Origin of the sequence: Streptomyces sp. NPDC101132 (genome assembly GCF_044759225.1) — a bacterium.
Taxonomy (GTDB): Bacteria; Actinomycetota; Actinomycetes; order Streptomycetales; family Streptomycetaceae; genus Streptomyces.
Map to the genome: position 1 here is coordinate 352,449 of NZ_JBIVYX010000007.1, position 16,514 is coordinate 368,962.

General features: G+C 72.9%; 11 protein-coding genes. 4 read left to right on the plus strand and 7 right to left on the minus strand.

What is annotated here, in order from left to right; all coding sequences use genetic code 11:
* The first annotated feature begins 110 nt into the window (after positions 1-110).
* On the plus strand, positions 111-2,270 hold the full coding sequence (locus ACIQUR_RS18825) for a restriction endonuclease (RefSeq protein ID WP_403665390.1): 2,160 nt from the start codon (positions 111-113) through the stop codon (positions 2,268-2,270).
* A gap of 3 nt (positions 2,271-2,273) precedes the next feature.
* Here the strand turns inward: ACIQUR_RS18825 and ACIQUR_RS18830 are convergent, their stop codons facing one another.
* On the minus strand, positions 2,274-3,383 hold the full coding sequence (locus ACIQUR_RS18830) for a CobW family GTP-binding protein (protein WP_403665392.1): 1,110 nt from the start codon (positions 3,381-3,383) through the stop codon (positions 2,274-2,276).
* A 110-nt stretch (positions 3,384-3,493) separates the two neighbouring features.
* Between ACIQUR_RS18830 and ACIQUR_RS18835 the strand changes: the two genes are divergently transcribed.
* Entirely contained in the window at positions 3,494-5,122 is a 1,629-nt protein-coding gene (locus ACIQUR_RS18835) for an ATP-binding protein (RefSeq protein ID WP_403665394.1), read from the plus strand.
* Complete coding sequence (locus ACIQUR_RS18840; protein ID WP_403665396.1) at positions 5,119-5,868, plus strand: response regulator; 750 nt, start codon at positions 5,119-5,121, stop codon at positions 5,866-5,868. Before ACIQUR_RS18835 ends, ACIQUR_RS18840 begins: the two co-directional genes overlap by 4 nt.
* A gap of 15 nt (positions 5,869-5,883) precedes the next feature.
* On the opposite strand, the gene ACIQUR_RS18845 is transcribed toward ACIQUR_RS18840, so the two are convergent.
* The 3 genes from ACIQUR_RS18845 to ACIQUR_RS18855 all read right to left on the minus strand — a co-directional run bounded on the left by ACIQUR_RS18845 (position 5,884) and on the right by ACIQUR_RS18855 (position 10,223).
* A complete protein-coding gene (locus tag ACIQUR_RS18845; RefSeq protein ID WP_403665398.1) occupies positions 5,884-7,464 on the minus strand; it encodes a cation acetate symporter in 1,581 nt (526 codons plus the stop codon).
* Positions 7,461-7,964 (minus strand): DUF485 domain-containing protein, encoded by a 504-nt coding sequence (locus tag ACIQUR_RS18850; protein WP_403665400.1) that lies wholly within the window; start codon positions 7,962-7,964, stop codon positions 7,461-7,463. Before ACIQUR_RS18850 ends, ACIQUR_RS18845 begins: the two co-directional genes overlap by 4 nt.
* A gap of 141 nt (positions 7,965-8,105) precedes the next feature.
* Entirely contained in the window at positions 8,106-10,223 is a 2,118-nt protein-coding gene (locus tag ACIQUR_RS18855; protein ID WP_403665402.1) for a type IIA DNA topoisomerase subunit B, read from the minus strand.
* Positions 10,224-10,680: 457 nt separating this feature from the next.
* Between ACIQUR_RS18855 and ACIQUR_RS18860 the strand changes: the two genes are divergently transcribed.
* Positions 10,681-10,911: a hypothetical protein gene (locus ACIQUR_RS18860; protein ID WP_403665404.1), complete on the plus strand. Its 231-nt coding sequence runs from the start codon at positions 10,681-10,683 to the stop codon at positions 10,909-10,911.
* Between the two features lie 132 nt (positions 10,912-11,043).
* On the opposite strand, the gene ACIQUR_RS18865 is transcribed toward ACIQUR_RS18860, so the two are convergent.
* The 3 genes from ACIQUR_RS18865 to ACIQUR_RS18875 form a co-directional block, all read right to left on the minus strand.
* Positions 11,044-11,889, minus strand: a complete 846-nt coding sequence (locus tag ACIQUR_RS18865) for a S1 family serine peptidase (protein ID WP_403665406.1) — start codon at positions 11,887-11,889, stop codon at positions 11,044-11,046.
* 123 nt (positions 11,890-12,012) lie between these two features.
* Positions 12,013-13,578, minus strand: a complete 1,566-nt coding sequence (locus ACIQUR_RS18870; protein ID WP_403665408.1) for an RNA polymerase sigma factor — start codon at positions 13,576-13,578, stop codon at positions 12,013-12,015.
* A 391-nt stretch (positions 13,579-13,969) separates the two neighbouring features.
* Positions 13,970-14,857 (minus strand): FadR/GntR family transcriptional regulator, encoded by an 888-nt coding sequence (locus ACIQUR_RS18875; protein WP_403665410.1) that lies wholly within the window; start codon positions 14,855-14,857, stop codon positions 13,970-13,972.
* Positions 14,858-16,514: the final 1,657 nt, after the last annotated feature.

Below are 16,514 nucleotides of genomic sequence, written 5' to 3' on the forward strand. Positions count from 1 at the left end.
CACCACGCGGAGGTCACGCACCCCTCGGGCCCGATCCACGGATCGGGCCCGAGGCACATCCCGCTCAACTACAGTCGAGCGGGGACTGTAGGTGGGGGAAGGCACAGCGGATGACCCGGCGATCGAGCGGTGTGTTCAGCACGTGGGCCGAGGCCCAGCGGCACCTCCAGCAGGCGCAGCTGGCGGAGCGTCGGGAGCTCGAACGCCTCCGGCGTGCCCAGGAGCGGGACCTCGCCCGCAGCAGGCGTGAGCAGCAGGCCGCCTACCGTCAGTACCGGGACGCGCAGGCGGCGCAGCGCACCACCGAGCTGGAGGCCAGGGTCTCGGAGCTGGAGGGCCTCCTCGCCCTCGGGTGCCGGGCCCCGGCCTTCAGGCTGGCGGCCATGCTCCGGCCCGAGCACGTCCAGGCGTACGACCCGGGCGACCTGGCGCATCCCGTGCCCATGCCGGACCCGGCCGCCTTCCAGACCCAGCCGGGCTGGGGGTTCAGCGCTTCGCGGCGCGCACAGGCGCAGCAGGAGGCCCAGGCCCGCTACACCCAGGCCTGGCAGGCCGCGCAGGCGGCCGAGGCCCAGCGGCAGCAGCGGCTGGCGGCCCATCGGGCACAGCACGACCGGTGGGCGGCCGAGCAGCCCGCCGAGGTACGCCGCCACAACGCCGGCGTCACGGAGCTGGAGGCCGCGCTGCGGACGGGCGACGCGGAAGCGGCGGTGGAGTTCTTCTCCGCCGCCCTGTACGCGTCCACCGCCTGGCCGGCCGACCTCCCCCGCCGGCTGACCGCCTCCTACGACCGCGGCGCCCGGCAGCTCGTCCTCGACTGGGAACTGCCGAGGTTCGACGTCGTGCCCGCGGCCAAGTACGTCCGGTACATGCCCGGCGTGGACCGGGACAAGGAGACGGCCCGGCCGGTGACCCAGCGTCGGGCCCTGTACCGCGGCGTGCTGGCGCAGTGCCTGCTGCTGGTGCTGCACGAACTGTTCGCCGCGGACTCCTTCGGGCTCCTCGACTCCGTCGCGGTCAACGGATTCGTCGACGACCACGACCCGGTGACGGGACGGCGCGCTCAGCCGGTGCTCGCCACCGTCGCGGCGGACCGGGCCGCCTTCGCCGGGCTGCACCTGGAGCGGGTGAGCGCGGTGGACTGCCTGGTCGAGGGGCTGCGGGGACAGCTCTCGGCGCGTCCCGACCAGATGGCCGCGGTGCGGCCGGGACGCACGCCCCAGGACGTCGGCAGCGACGTGGTGACACATGGAGCCGGGGGCGACGCCGGGGAACCCGACCTGTACGCCATGGACCCGATCGACTTCGAGGGCCTGGTCGCCGACCTCTTCCGGGCCATGGGCATGGACGCGGTGACCACGCAGCGGTCGAACGACGGCGGCGTGGACGTGGACGCCCTCGACCCGGCCCCGATCCGCGGCGGGCGGATCGTGGTCCAGGTCAAGCGGTACCGCAACACGGTGCCCCCGACCGCCGTCCGGGACCTCTTCGGGACCGTGCAGCACCGCGGTGCCAACAAGGGCGTGCTGGTCACGACCTCGTCCTTCGGCCCGAGCGCCCGGGCGTTCGCCGAAGGCAAGCCGCTGGAGCTGATCGCGGGGCCGGAGCTGGTGGACCTGCTGCGACGGCACGGCCTGCGCGGTCGTCTGGGCGACCCCGCCCAGGCCCCGGCGCAGCCGGTCCGGGACGCGGGCACCCGTACCGGCTCCGGCGCCCGGAACGGCCCGGCGCCCCGTACCGGCCCCGACCCGCGGACCGTCCCGGACCCACGACGCTCCGAACCCGCCGGCCACAACACCCTGGGCATGACGTGGTCGGGGTCGGTCCCCCTCGACGTCTGCGCCCTCGTCTGCGAGGGGAGCCGCGTCCTCGGGGACGACTGGTTCGTCTTCTACAACAACCCGCGGACCCCGGACGGAGCGGTGCGGACCGCCACCGGGAGCGGACCCGACAAGGCCGCCATCGACGTGGCCTTCGAAGCGCTGCCCGCCCGCGCCGACCGGCTCGTCATCGTCGCCGCGGTCGATCCCGAAGCCGCGCCGGGCGCGGACCTGACCGGATTCACCGGTGCCTGCATCCGCCTGCTGGACGGCGACGGGCAGGAGCAGGGCCGCCTCGACGTCTCCGACGGCCGGCCGCTGGAGACCGCCCTGGTCCTGGGCTCCTTCCGGCGGCGCGCCAACGGCGACTGGGACTTCGTCATGGGCGGCAAGGGCTACCGCGACGGACTCGCCCAGCTGCTCGGCGACTTCGGCGTGGACGCCACGTGAGGCCTACTCCTCCTCGGCTGCCGGTGCCGGGGGACGGGGGACGTAGCGGAGGACGGACCACATGGCCTCCGGCGGGGTGTGCCGGGGGGACGGTTCGCGGCAGGCGGCGAGGTCGCGGGTGAGGGCCTCGGGGTCGGTGCCGGAGCCGATCAGGACGAGCTGGGTGCGGCGCGGCTCGTCCCGGCCCCAGGGGGCCGGGTCGAAGCGCAGGAACCGGCCGACCGCGTGGACCTCGTACTTCTCCTCGTGGCCCGGCACCCCGAAGTACACGTAGCCCTTGATCCGGTACAGCCCGGCCGGGCGCCGGTCCAGGAAGTCGATCAGCCGGCGCGGGCTGAGGGCCTGGTCGGAGACGAACTCCGTGCTCTCGTAGGCGTGGTGGAGGTGGGCCTCGCCGCACGACGGGCCGCAGACGCCGGCCCCGGCGCCGGGGTCCGCGTCGCCGGCCGCCGCCTGCTCCGCCTCCGCGATCAGGTCCTCGAAGGACAGCTGCCCCCGGGTCTCGGTCCAGGGCCTGCGGTCGAAGAGCAGCTCCGGGTCGATCCGGCCGTGGTCCGCGCCGACCACCGGGATGCCGGGACAGAGCGCGCCGAGGACCCCCTCGGTCCGCTCCCGCTCCTCGGGTGCGGTCCGGTCCGTCTTGTTCAGCACCACGAGGTCCGCGATGCCGAGGTGCCGGTCGGTCTCGGGGTGCCGGGCACGGGTGGCCTCGAACTCCGCCCCGTCGACCACGTACACCAGTCCGCCGTACGTAATGCCCGGGACCTCGCTGGCCACCAGCATCCGGACCATCTCCTGCGGCTCGGCCAGCCCGCTCGCCTCGATGACGATCACGTCGATCCGGTGGACCGGCTGCGCCAGCTTCTCCAGGTAGGCGTCCAGCTCGCTGCCGTCGACGGCGCAGCACAGGCAGCCGTTTCCGAGGGAGACCATCGAGTCGCCGACCTGTCCGGCCACGGACATGGCATCGATCTCGATCTGCCCGAAGTCGTTGACCACGACTCCGATCCGGGTACCACGGCTGCTCCTGAGCAGGTGGTTGAGCAGGGTGGTCTTGCCGGAACCGAGGAATCCGGCGAGGACGACGACGGGGATGGGCTGCCTGCTGGTCACGCCGTCCGATCGTAGCCGGATCCCGCGGCCCGGCCCGCCCCGGGGCGGCCCCCATCACCTGACGGCCCGGAAGTACCGGAAAGCGCGGGCCCGGCTTACCGTTCTCAGTCATGAGCGCCGCCCCGGGAACCCTCCGCCGCACCGCCACGCACCCGTGGCGGCTCGGTCTGCCCCGCCGGGTCTTCTCCCAGGTGCTCCTGATGCAGCTGGCCGTCGCGGCCGGCGTGGCCGTCCTGGCCACCGGACTCTTCCTGGCACCGCTCGGCTCCCAGCTCGACGACCAGGCCATGCGGCGCGCGCTGGCCATCGCGCAGAGCACCGCCGCCGACCCCGGGATCTCCGCCGCCCTGATCTCCTCGGGCCCCGCCCCCGACGGCCCGGTGCAGGAGGCCGCGGAGCGGATCCGCCGGGCCACCGGAGCCGAGTACGTCGTCGTGCTCGACCGGCACGGCATCCGCCGCTCCCACCCGAGCGTGGAACGGATCGGCCGCCACGTGTCCACCGACCCCGCCCGCGCCCTGGCCGGCGAGGAGGTCATGGAGATCGACGACGGCACGCTGGGCCGGTCCGCCCGCGGGAAGGTCCCGCTGCGCGACGCCGACGGCGCGATCGTCGGGGCGGTCTCGGTGGGCATCGCGTACGAGGGGGTGCGCGACCAGCTGGTCGGCGCGATCCCCGGCCTCCTCGCCTACGCCGGCGGCGCGCTCGCGGCGGGCGCGCTGGCCGCGTACCTGATCTCCCGCCGGATCCAGCGGCAGACCCGTGACCTGGCCTTCTCCGACATCTCCGGTCTGCTGGCCGAGCGCGAGGCGATGCTCCACTCGATCCGCGAGGGCGTCGTGGCGCTCGACCGCGACGGGCGGGTCCGGCTGGTCAACGACGAGGCCCAGCGGCTCCTCGGCCTCGGCCCCGACGCCACCGGCCGCTCCCTGGACGAGCTGCTCGGCTCCGGCCGCACCACGGACGTGCTCGCCGGCCGCGTGACGGGCACCGACCTGCTCGCCGTGAGCGGCCCCCGGGTCCTGGTGGCCAACCGGATGCCCACCGAGGACGGCGGGGCCGTCGCCACCCTCCGCGACCGCACCGAGCTGGAGCGGCTGGGCCGGGAGCTGGACTCCACCCAGGGCCTGATCGACGCGCTGCGCGCCCAGGACCACGAGCACGCCAACCGCCTGCACACCCTCCTCGGCCTGTTGGAGCTGGGCCTGTACGAGGAGGCCACCGCCTACATCACCGAGGTGTCCGGCGGGCACCGGGCGACCGCCGAGGAGATCACCGAGCGGGTCCGGGACCCGCTGCTGGCAGCGCTGCTGGTGGGCAAGGCCACGGTGGCCGCCGAGCGCGGCGTGTCCCTGCGGCTGGCGGAGCGCACGCTGCTGCCGGCCGGGCTGGTGGACCCCGGCGGGCTGGTGACCATCGTGGGGAACCTGGTGGACAACGCCCTCGACGCCCTGGCCGGCACCGTCGACGCCCGGGTGGAGGTGGAGCTGCTCGCCGAGGACACCACGGTGGTGCTGCGGGTCCGCGACACCGGTCCCGGCGTGCCGCCCGGCCGGCTGGAGGAGATCTTCACGGAGGGCTGGTCCACGAAGTCCCCACAGGCGCACGGCGGCCGGCGGGGCCTCGGACTGGCGATGGTACGGCGCCTCGCCGAGCGGCAGGGCGGCAGCGCCCGGGCCGCCGCGGCGGCCGGCGGCGGCGCGGAGTTCTGCGTGGTGCTGCCGGAGGCCCTGCGGTGACCGGCGTACCCGGGACCCCGGCCGGCACCCGGCGGGCCGACGGGCCGGACGCCGCGATCGGCGTCCTGGTCGTGGACGACGACACCCACGTCGCGCGGATCAACGCGGCGTACGTGGCCAAGGTGCCCGGCTTCCGCGTGGTCGGCGAGGCGCACAGCGCGGCCCGGGCCCGGGCACTGATCGAGGACGGGCCCGTCGACCTGGTGCTGCTCGACCACTACCTGCCGGACGGGACCGGGCTGGACCTGGTGCGGGACCTGCGGCAGAGCGGCCACCACACCGACGTGATCATGGTGACGGCCGCGCGGGACCTGGCCACCGTCCAGTCCGCGATGCGGCTGGGGGCGCTCCAGTACCTCGTGAAGCCGTTCACCTTCGCGGGCCTGCGGGCCAAGCTGGAGGGGTACGCGGAGCTGCGGCGCAGCCTGGCGGGCGGCGGCGAGGCCGAACAGGCGGAGGTCGACCGCATCTTCGGCGCCCTCGCGACGGCCGCGGGACCGGTGGAGCTGCCCAAGGGCCACTCGCCCACCACCGCGGAGCTGGTGCGGCAGGTGCTGATGGCAGCCGACGGCTCCCTCTCCGCGCAGGAGATCGCCGACCGGGCCGGGCTCAGCCGCCAGACCGCCCAGCGGTACCTGAAGCTGCTGGAGCGCGGCGGCCGCGTACGCCTCAGCCTGCGGTACGGGGAGACGGGCCGCCCGGAGCACCGGTACGCGTGGCTGCCGGCGGGCCGGCCGGGCGGCTGAGCCGGGCCGTGGAGGTCAGACGGCCCCCGCTCCGGTGAGGGAGCGCACCTCGGTCTCCGCGTGCTTGGCCTCGTCCGGCACCTCGGACGAGGTGACCGTGCCGAGCCAGCCCGCGAGGAAGCCGAGCGGGATGGAGACGATGCCGGGGTTCTGCAGCGGGAAGAGCTGGAAGTCGACGCCCGGGAAGAGCGCGTCGGGGCTCCCGGAGACGACGGGCGAGAGGACCACCAGCAGGACGGCCGGTACGAGTCCTCCGTACACGGACCAGACGGCACCCCGTGTGGTGAACCCGCGCCAGAACAGCGAGTAGAGCAGCACCGGCAGGTTCGCGGAGGCCGCAACGGCGAACGCGAGGCCCACCAGGAAGGCGACGTTCAGGTCCTGGGCCAGCAGCCCGAGGCCGATGGCGGCGGCGCCGATGCCGACGGCCGCGATCCGGGCGACCGTCACCTCGCTGCGCTGCTTGGCCCGGCGCCGCTTGAGCGAGGCGTACAGGTCGTGCGCGACGGAGGCCGAGGAGGCGAGGGTGATGCCGGCGACCACGGCGAGGATGGTGGCGAAGGCGACCGCGGCGACGAAGGAGAACAGCACCGTGCCGCCCATGCCCTCCCCGCCCAGCAGCTTGGCGAGCAGCGGGATCGCGGTGTTGCCTGAGGCGCTGGAGGCCCGGACGGCGTCGGTGCCGACGAGGGCGGCGGCGCCGAAGCCGAGCACGATGGTCATCAGGTAGAAGCCGCCGATCAGGCCGATGGCCCAGACGACGGAGCGGCGGGCGGCGCGGGCCGTGGGCACGGTGTAGAAGCGCGAGAGGATGTGCGGGAGTCCGGCGGTGCCGAGGACCAGGGCGAGGCCGAGGCTGAGGAAGTCGAAGCGGGCGGTCCAGTCGACTCCGTACTTCAGGCCCGGCTCCAGGAAAGCCCGGCCGTGGCCGCTGCGGTCGGCGGCGGTGAGCAGCAGTTCGTTGACGTTGCCGTGGAAGCGGAGCAGGACGAGCAGCGTGAGGGCGACCGCGCCGCCCATCAGCAGCACGGCCTTGACGATCTGGATCCAGGTGGTGGCGCGCATGCCGCCGAGCGACACGTAGATGACCATCAGCGCGCCGACGCCGACCACAGCCCAGGCGCGGGCCGCCCCGCTGGTGGTGCCGAGCAGCAGGGAGACCAGGCTGCCGGCACCGACCATCTGGGCCACCAGGTAGAGCACGGAGACGACGACCGAGGAGGTGCCCGCTGCGATCCGCACGGGACGCTCGCTCATCCGGGCGGCGACCACGTCGGCGAGGGTGAACCGGCCGCAGTTGCGGACCAGTTCGGCGATCAGGAACAGCACGACGAGCCAGGCGACCAGGAAGCCGACGGAGTAGAGCAGCCCGTCGTAGCCGAAGAGGGCGATCAGGCCGGAGATGCCGAGGAAGGAGGCGGCGGACATGTAGTCGCCCGCGATGGCGAAACCGTTCTCCAGGGGCGAGAAGAGCCTTCCGCCGGCGTAGAACTCCTCGGCGGAGCCGTGGCGGTTGCGGCTGACCCAGGTGGTGATGCCGAGGGTGGCCGCGATGAAGAGGCTGAAGAGTACGAGTGCCAGGGTGCGGTCGCTCACCGTCCGGCCCCCCGGGTCCGCTCCTGGTCGCGGGCCTGCTCGAAGACCGTCCAGCGGAGGTCGAGGGCTGCGCGGTCCCTGCGGAGCCGGGCGTGGCGGGCGTACGCCCAGGTCAGCAGGAAGGTGGAGAGGAACTGGCCCAGCCCGGCGACCAGCGCCACGTTGACCGCCCCGGCCACGGGCCGGCTCATCAGGCCGGGTGCGGCGACGGCGGCGACGACGTAGGCCACGTACCAGGCGAGGAAGGCGGCACAGCCGGGGATGACGAACCGGCGGTAGCGGCTGCGCACTTCCTGGAAGGCGGCGCTGCGCTGGACCTCCAGGTAGATGTCCGCCGCTCCCGGGGCGCGGACCGCCCCGGCGGGCGAGGGGGCGGGGACGGCGCGGGGCTCCGGGCCCGCGTCCTGCTCGTCGCCCTCGCCCCAGCCGGAGGCCAGTGCGTCGTACCAGGGGTCGTCGAGCCGGATCGTTCCGGCATCGGGACCTTCGTGCTTGTCCACCGAACTCTCCTTGTCCGCCGCCGCATTGGCCGCGTGCGCACAAGGATGCGCGGAAGAGGTGGTTTCCGGACTGGTGTCCCGGTGCTCTTCACCCCATCAGGTGATGGGGTGAAGAGCGGACGGGATTCCGGAACGACCGGATCAGGCGTCGATGCGGGACCGGTCGAGGGTGGCCGCGGAGCTGGTGATGAACTCCTTGCGGGGGGCCACCTCATTGCCCATCAGCAGGTCGAAGACCTGCTCCGCGGAATCCAGGTCGCCGATGTTGATCCGTCGCAGGGTGCGGTGGCGGGGGTCCATCGTCGTCTCCGCCAGCTGATCGGCGTCCATTTCGCCGAGGCCCTTGTAGCGCTGGATCGAGTCCTTGTAGCGGATTCCCTTGCGCTGGTATTCGAGGAGGGTCTGGCGGAGTTCGTTGTCCGAGTACGTGTAGACGTACTTGTCCTGGCCCTTCTTCGGCTGGACCAGCTCGATGCGGTGCAGCGGCGGCACCGCGGCGAAGACGCGGCCGGCCTCGACCATCGGTCGCATGTAGCGCTGGAAGAGGGTGAGCAGCAGGCAGCGGATGTGCGCGCCGTCGACGTCGGCGTCGACGAGCAGCACGATCTTGCCGTACCGGGCGGCGTCGATGTCGAAGGTACGGCCGGAGCCGGCCCCTATGACCTGGATGATCGCGCCGCACTCGGCGTTCTTGAGCATGTCGGAGACCGACGACTTCTGGACGTTCAGGATCTTGCCGCGGATGGGCAGGAGGGCCTGGAACTCCGAGTTCCGGGCGAGCTTGGCGGTGCCGAGGGCGGAGTCTCCCTCGACGATGAAGAGCTCGCTGCGGTCGACGTCGTCGCTGCGGCAGTCGGCCAGCTTGGCGGGGAGCGAGGAGGACTCCAGCGCGGTCTTCCGGCGCTGGGCCTCCTTGTGCTGGCGGGCCGCGATCCGGGTGCGGGCGGCCGCGACGATCTTCTCCATCACGGCGCGGGCCTGCTGCTTGTCGTCCCGCTTGGTCGAGGTCAGGAACGCCTTGAGCTCCTTGGCGACCACGGCGGCCACGATCCGGGCGGCCGCGGAGGTGCCCAGCACCTCCTTGGTCTGGCCCTCGAACTGCGGCTCGGCGAGGCGGACGGTGACGACGGCCGTCATGCCCTCCATGGCGTCGTCCTTGACGACGTCGTCCTCGGCGACGCGGAGCAGCTTGGCGGCCCGGAGCACCTCGTTCACCGTCTTGGTGACCGCGCGCTCGAATCCGGACACGTGGGTGCCGCCCTTGGGGGTGGCGATGATGTTCACGAACGACCGGACCGTGCTGTCGTACCCGGTGCCCCAGCGGAGCGCGATGTCCACGCCCAGCTCGCGGGTGACCTCGGTGGGGGTCATGTGGCCGCGGTCGTCGAGGACCGGGACGGTCTCCTTGAAGGTGCCCTGGCCGGTCAGGCGCAGCACGTCGCAGACGGCCTTGTCCTCGGCGAGGTAGTCGCAGAACTCGCTGATGCCGCCGTCGTAGCGGAACGTCTCCTCGGTCTTGCCGGCGCCGTCGATCGCGCGCTCGTCCCGGACGACGATGGTCAGGCCGGGGACCAGGAAGGCGGTCTGGCGGGCGCGCTGGTACAGCGTCTCCAGGGAGAGCTTGGCGTCCTTGAGGAAGATCTGGCGGTCGGCCCAGTAGCGGATGCGCGTGCCGGTCCGGCCCCTGGCCACCCGCTTGCCCTTGCGCAGGCCGCTGCCCGGGTCGAAGGGCGCGTCGGGGCCCTGCTCCGTGAAGATGCCGGGGACGCCGCGGCGGAAGCTGATGCTGTGGGTGGTGCCGCGGTCGACCTCGACGTCGAGCCGGGCGGAGAGGGCGTTGACGACGGAGGCGCCGACGCCGTGCAGACCGCCGGAGGCCGCGTACGAGCCGCCGCCGAACTTGCCGCCCGCGTGGAGCTTGGTCATGACGACCTCGACGCCGGACAGTCCGGTCTTGGGCTCCACGTCGACGGGGATGCCGCGGCCGTTGTCCTTGACCTCGACGGAGCCGTCCTCGTGCAGGACGACCTCGATGTGGTCGCAGTACCCGCCCAGGGCCTCGTCGACGGAGTTGTCGATGATCTCCCAGAGGCAGTGCATCAGGCCGCGGCTGTCGGTCGACCCGATGTACATGCCGGGACGCTTGCGGACTGCTTCGAGGCCTTCGAGGACGAGCAGGTGCCGCGCGGTGTAATTGGAACCGTCCCGGTCTGCTCCGGTCAGCAGCGCGCTGGAAGGCACGGACGTGTCGGCGGTCACGCAGTTCGCTCCTCGCTGAATTTCTTTTCTGGCCCGGTCGGGCGCAGCCCTGGCTCACTAGCCGGTCTGAGGGTACCGAGGCCTGGTAGAGCCGATGCAACGCCACCCTCGTGGTTCTTCAGCCTAGTGCAGACTCGCATGGATGTTCGATCCCTCGTTGGAGTGAAGGAAACATCACGTTCCCTTCCAGGCATGAACCATTTAGGGTTCGGGCACGTCCTCATGAACAACCGGCAAGACCGCCGGAGGTGGACGGACCCGCTCGGCATCGAGGCCGGGCAACGACCAACAACGCGAAACCGTAAAGCAACGCAATACGGCTCCTTCGCCGCCAACCGGCAGCAGCCGACCAGCTTCGGGAAGGAAGTTTCGAGGAAAAGCCGAGGGCGGGAACGTTTTCGGCCTGGTTGGATGTTGACCCTGGTACGACAGCTCGTCGAGCTAGAGAAGAGGCGACGTGACTACTGTTCTGACCCCCGCGACCCCGCTGACGGCCGCTGACCGATGCGACCGTTGCGGCGCCCAGGCATATCTGCGCGTCGTCCTGATGAGCGGCGGTGAACTGCTCTTCTGCGCCCACCACGGGCGTAAGTTCGAGCCGGAACTCAAGAAGATCGCCGCGGAAATACAGGATGAGACTGAGCGGCTGACGGCCGTCCCGGCCAGCGCCGACACCGAGGAACGCTGACCCTCCCATCCCGACGAGCACGACCGGTCCCGGACCGGCCGACGGGCGGCACCCCTGAGAACCAGGGTGGCCGCCCGTCCTCGTGTCCGCGGCCGGCCGGGTCCCCGCCCGTGACGGACCGGCCGCACCGCGTCACCTTCCGCGGCCCCCCTTCGGCGCCGCCAGCAGTTCGAGCACCGGAGCGATCCGCGTGTAGACCCCGGGGCTGTCCGAGCGGCCGCAACCGCGCCCCCAGGACACCAGCCCGATGAGCCTGCCCTGAGCCACCAGCGGCCCGCCGCTGTCGCCCTGGCAGGCGTCCCTGCCCCCTTCCCGGTGCCCTGCGCAGACCATCGTCGCCCGGGTGTACCGGCCGGCCGAGTCTCCGGGGTAGGCCTCCTCGCACGTCTCGTCCGGCAGCACCGTCACGCGCGCCGCCCGCAGCCCGGACGCGTAGTCCCCGTACCCGCTCGTGTCCCCCCAGCCGTATACGGTCGCCTCGGCCCCGGCGGCGTAGCCGGGGTGCCCGGCAGCGGCCATCGGGAGTACGTACCGCGCCGGGAGCTCCTCGGCGAGGGTGAGTACCGCGAAGTCCCCCGAGTTCGTGACCGGGTCGTAGGCGGGGTTGGTCCAGGCGCCCCGTACGGCGATCTCGTGGCCGTCGGCGGCGAGCAGCTGCGTACGGCCGGCGATCACCCGGAAGTCCCGCACCGACTCGACGGGGCCGCCCAGCACCGCCCGGCCGAGGCAGTGGGCCGCGGTGAGCACCGCCGTGGGGGCGATCACCACACCCCCGCAGAACTGGCCGGCCCGCGTACGGCCGAACCGGTCACGGCTGGAGAGCGCCACCACCCAGGGGCTGTCGCCCGCACGGACCGCCTTGCCCCCGATGACGACGCCGTCGGCACGGGCGGAAGGGGCCTGGGCCAGGGGTGCCACGGCCGTCCCGGCCAGCAGGGTCAGCGCTCCCGCCAGGGCTCGGGCAAAGGAACGTCGCATGGGGCCTCCTGACTCCGGGTGTGCGTGACTCCACTCAGAGTGGGCCGCCCTCCCCCGGCGCGCACGGCGAAGGCCCGCGGTCCCCGAGGGGGCCGCGGGCCTTGGCGCGTACCGCCGGTGCGACTAGTCGAGGTAGTCGCGCAGCACCTGGGAGCGGGACGGGTGGCGCAGCTTCGACATCGTCTTCGACTCGATCTGCCGGATCCGCTCGCGCGTGACGCCGTAGACCTTGCCGATCTCGTCGAGGGTCTTCGGCTGGCCGTCGGTGAGGCCGAAGCGCATCGAGACGACGCCCGCCTCGCGCTCGCTCAGGGTGTCCAGCACGGAGTGCAGCTGCTCCTGGAGGAGCGTGAAGGAGACCGCGTCGGCCGGGACGACCGCCTCGGAGTCCTCGATGAGGTCACCGAACTCGCTGTCGCCGTCCTCGCCGAGCGGGGTGTGCAGGGAGATCGGCTCGCGGCCGTACTTCTGGACCTCGATGACCTTCTCGGGGGTCATGTCGAGTTCCTTGGCCAGCTCCTCCGGGGTGGGCTCGCGGCCCAGGTCCTGGAGCATCTGGCGCTGCACGCGGGCGAGCTTGTTGATGACCTCGACCATGTGCACCGGGATGCGGATGGTGCGGGCCTGGTCGGCCATGGCGCGCGTGATCGCCTGCCGGATCCACCAGGTCGCGTAGGTGGAGAACTTGTAGCCCTTGGTGTAGTCGAACTTCTCGACCGCACGGATCAGACCCAGGTTGCCCTCCTGGATCAGGTCCAGGAAGAGCATGCCGCGGCCGGTGTAGCGCTTGGCGAGGGAGACCACGAGGCGGAGGTTGGCCTCCAGCAGGTGGTTCTTCGCCCGGCGGCCGTCCTCGGCGATGATCTCCAGCTCGCGCTTGAGCTTCGGGGCGAGCTTGTCCGAGTTGGCCAGCTTGTCCTCGGCGAACAGGCCCGCCTCGATGCGCTTGGCCAGCTCGACCTCCTGCTCGGCGTTGAGCAGGGGGACCTTGCCGATCTGCTTGAGGTAGTCCTTGACCGGGTCGGCGGTGGCGCCGGCGACGGCGACCTGCTGGGCGGGCGCGTCGTCCTCGTCCTCGTCGGAGAGCACGAAGCCCTTGGCCTCGCCGCTCTCCTCCTCTTCCTCGGCTCCGCCCTTGGCGCCGGGGCCCTCCTCCAGGGGTTCTTCCTCGGAGAGCTCGTCGTCCTTCTTCGCGGCGGTCTTCTTGGCCGCGGTCTTCTTCGCCGCGGTCTTCTTGGCCGGTGCGGCCTTCTTCGCGGCCGCCTTCTTCGCCACGGCCTTCTTGGCGGGCACGGGCTCGGTCTCGTCGGCAGGAGCGTCCACGTCCACCGTCCCGGCCTCCGGCTCCGCGGGGGCCGTGGCCTTGGGGGCCGCGGTCTTCGCGGCCACGGTCTTGGTGGCCGTGCGCTTGGCGGGAGTCTTCGCTGCGACGCTCTTGCGGGGGGTGCGCTTGGGCGACTCCGCGGCACTGACCATCAGCGTCACACCCTCTTCCTCGAGGATCTGATTGAGGCTGCGCAAGACATTCTTCCACTGGGTCGGCGGAATCTGGTCAGCCTCGAAGGCCCGACGCACGTCATCGCCGGCGATCTGCCCCTCAGCCTTTCCCCGCTCGATGAGCGCCATCACAGACTCGGACTCGGAGATCTCCGGGGGGAGCGTACGGGATGTGCTGGCCGACACGAACAACCTCTCGGAACGAAGGGAACGGCTTCCGGCCCCCGTCCTGGTGCTGGACCGGAGCCGACGACCACCGGCTGGGAAGGTCCGGCGGCGCGGGCAGCGACCGGGGAGCTGCACAGCGCCCTGAGAGGCTGCTGTATTCCCTCCGTCGGCCATCACCTCTTAGGTCATCGCGTGACCTCGCGGAGCGTTACGCCCAATCTTCGTGGCCCGAGTCACACCCCGTTTGATCCGAAAACGGTTTGGACAGCCGTTCTGCGGGTCGTGCACGCACCCGCACACCCGTGTCGCCGGACCCGTCGGGGTCCGGCGACACGCGGTCCACGGGTACGGGCGGGAGGCCGTCCGCGGGGTCGCCGGGAGTCCCGTCCGGGGTGTTCCCGGGTCGTCGGCGCCGTCAGTGCTCGCGCGGGGCGGGGACGACGCGCTCCACCTCCGGATGCACCGTCAGCAGCTGACGCATGGCGTTCTCGGCCGCCTGGGAGTCGCCGGAGGCGAGGGCCTCGACGATCCGGGCGTGGTGGGCCACCGAGGTCTCGCTGGGGCGGTCGCAGGCGGTGGCGGGGTTGCCGGAGACCTGGAGGGCCGCCGAGACGATCCCGGAGAGGTGCTCCAGCATGCGGTTGCCGGCGACCTGGATCAGCAGCGCGTGGAACTCGTTGTCGGCGCGCGAGAAGGTGATCGCGTCGCCCTGGCCGAGGGCGTGGCCCATGATCTCGACCATGTCGGACAGCCGCTGCTGGATGTCCTGCCGGCCGTGGCCGGCCGCCAGCCGCGCGGCGAGCGGCTCGATCGTCCAGCGGAGCTCGTTCAGCTCGCGGCGCTGGTCGTCGCGCTGCGGGCCGAAGGCGCGCCACTCGATGATGTCGGGGTCGAGGAGGTTCCAGTCGCTGACCGGGCGGACCCGGGTGCCGACGTTGGGGCGGGCGCTGACCAGGCCCTTGGCCTCCAGGACCCTCAGGGACTCACGGACGACCGTGCGGGAGACCTCGAAGCGCTGGCCGATCTCCTCGGGGACGAGCGGGCGGTCCGCGCCGAGGTCGCCGGAGACGATCATCTGGCCGAGCTGCTGGACGAGTTGGCCGTGCAGGCCGCGGCCGCGGCTGCCCGCGGCGCGGCGGCCGACCCGGCTCAACTCGACGTCGGGGCCGTCCCAGTGGGGCGCGCCGACGCGGTCGGCGCCGGGGGCCTCCGCGTAGGGGTAGCGGTCGAGTTCGCCCGGTCCTGCGAGGCCTGATTCGGCATGGCGGGCGGCGGTCATCATGGTGTGCGCAAGGGTACTCACGAATCCTTTGTCGGCGCGGCTTCCACGACCCTTGAGGTCTTTGGTGAAAAGCACACGAAAGGGTGATCAGCGCCACCTGCGCAATTGACGCCTTATCGTAAAGAACCGGGCCTTTTGGGGGGAGTTGCGGTCCCCCCGGTCCGTTGCGGTCGCTCCATGATCCAAAACGATCACCAACGCACCCGACTGCGGAGTCCCGTGAACCCGTACGCGCACATGAGGACCGTCAGGGACAACGCCAGCGCGGTGCCGACGGGTTGGGCCATCACCCGCAGGGCCCCCATGACCAGCCGGTCGGCCTCCGGCGGCCACTGCGCCCAGGCGAGGCCGCGCAGCCGCGCGGAGAGCCCGGCCACCGGGTACGCGGAGGGGCCGTCGAACACCTTGCGGACCAGCGGCACGACCAGCACCGGTACGGCCAGCACCGCGGCCAGTCCGGCGGTCGCGGACCGGAACACGCCGGAGGCGAGCACCCCGGCCCAGGCGCAGCCGACCAGCAGCCCGGCCCAACTGACGGCGGGCGACATCCAGTCGGCCGGCGTCCTGATCAGGTCGGTGTCGAAGACGAGCCGCAGGGCGGCGGCATCGGCCGTGACGGCGAGCCCGCCGAGGAACAGGGCCAGGCCCGCGGAGACGCCGAGCTTGGCCAGGAGCAGGCCGAGCCGCCTGGGTACGGTGCCGCGGTCGGCCGCGAGCGCCGGGAAGCGGTACTCCTCCCCGAAGGCCAGCGCACCGAGCAGGCCGGCGGCGAGCGCGGCGGGGGGCAGCGGCAGGTACGTGGGCCAGGCCGCCAGGAGCCGGGTCTGCGGGACGTGGCCGCCGCGGGCGAGGAGGAGGGTGATCAGCACGGACAGGACGGCGGCGGCCGCGGTGACGACGGGCACGACGGCGGTGCCGAAGGCGCGGCGCAGCTCGTAGCGCCAGGGCCGCAACGGCCCGCCGACCCGCCGGACGGCGGAGACGGGCGCCCCGGTCCGCGCGTGCCGCGGCCCGCCGGCGGAATACCGCCCCTGCCCGGGCACGCCGTGGGCCCCAGGGCTCGGCTGACGGCCCGCGTCGGCCGCCGGCCCGGCGCCGGTGGCATCCGCAGAGTCCCCCCGGGCCGGCCGCGGACGGCCGTCGGCATCCGCACCCCGGGCCGCACCGCCCCGGCCGGACCGCACCCGGGCGTCGCCGTCGACGCCCCGCTCCGAGCCGGGCACACGGCCGGAGGCAGGCCGACCGCCGGCGTCGCGGCCCGAGGCCGGCACCCCGTCGGGCAGCGGCTCGTCGCCCGCCGCCCCCGTCCCGGGCACCAGGACGGGCAGAGGACGCGTGTCGGCGTCCGTCCCCTGACCCGACCCGGCGGGAACGTCGACGCCCAGCCGTCGCGCAGGCTCCCGGACGGCCAGGGACCGGGCAGCGGCCTCCGCCCCCTCCCCGGGCACCCGGAGGGGCCGGAGGGAGTGCGTGCCGGCGCCCGTCGCGAGGATGAGCCGCGGGTCGGCACCGGCATCCGGCGTGGGGGCGGGAGCCCGGACCGGCAGAAGGGGGGTGCCGGTCTCGGGCTCCGGGACGGCAGCCGGAGCAGGGCCGACACGCTTCGCGTCGGCGGCGACGCGAACGGGCCTGCTTCCCGATCCCACGAAGAACCCGCCGTCGGCACCCAGGACGGTCC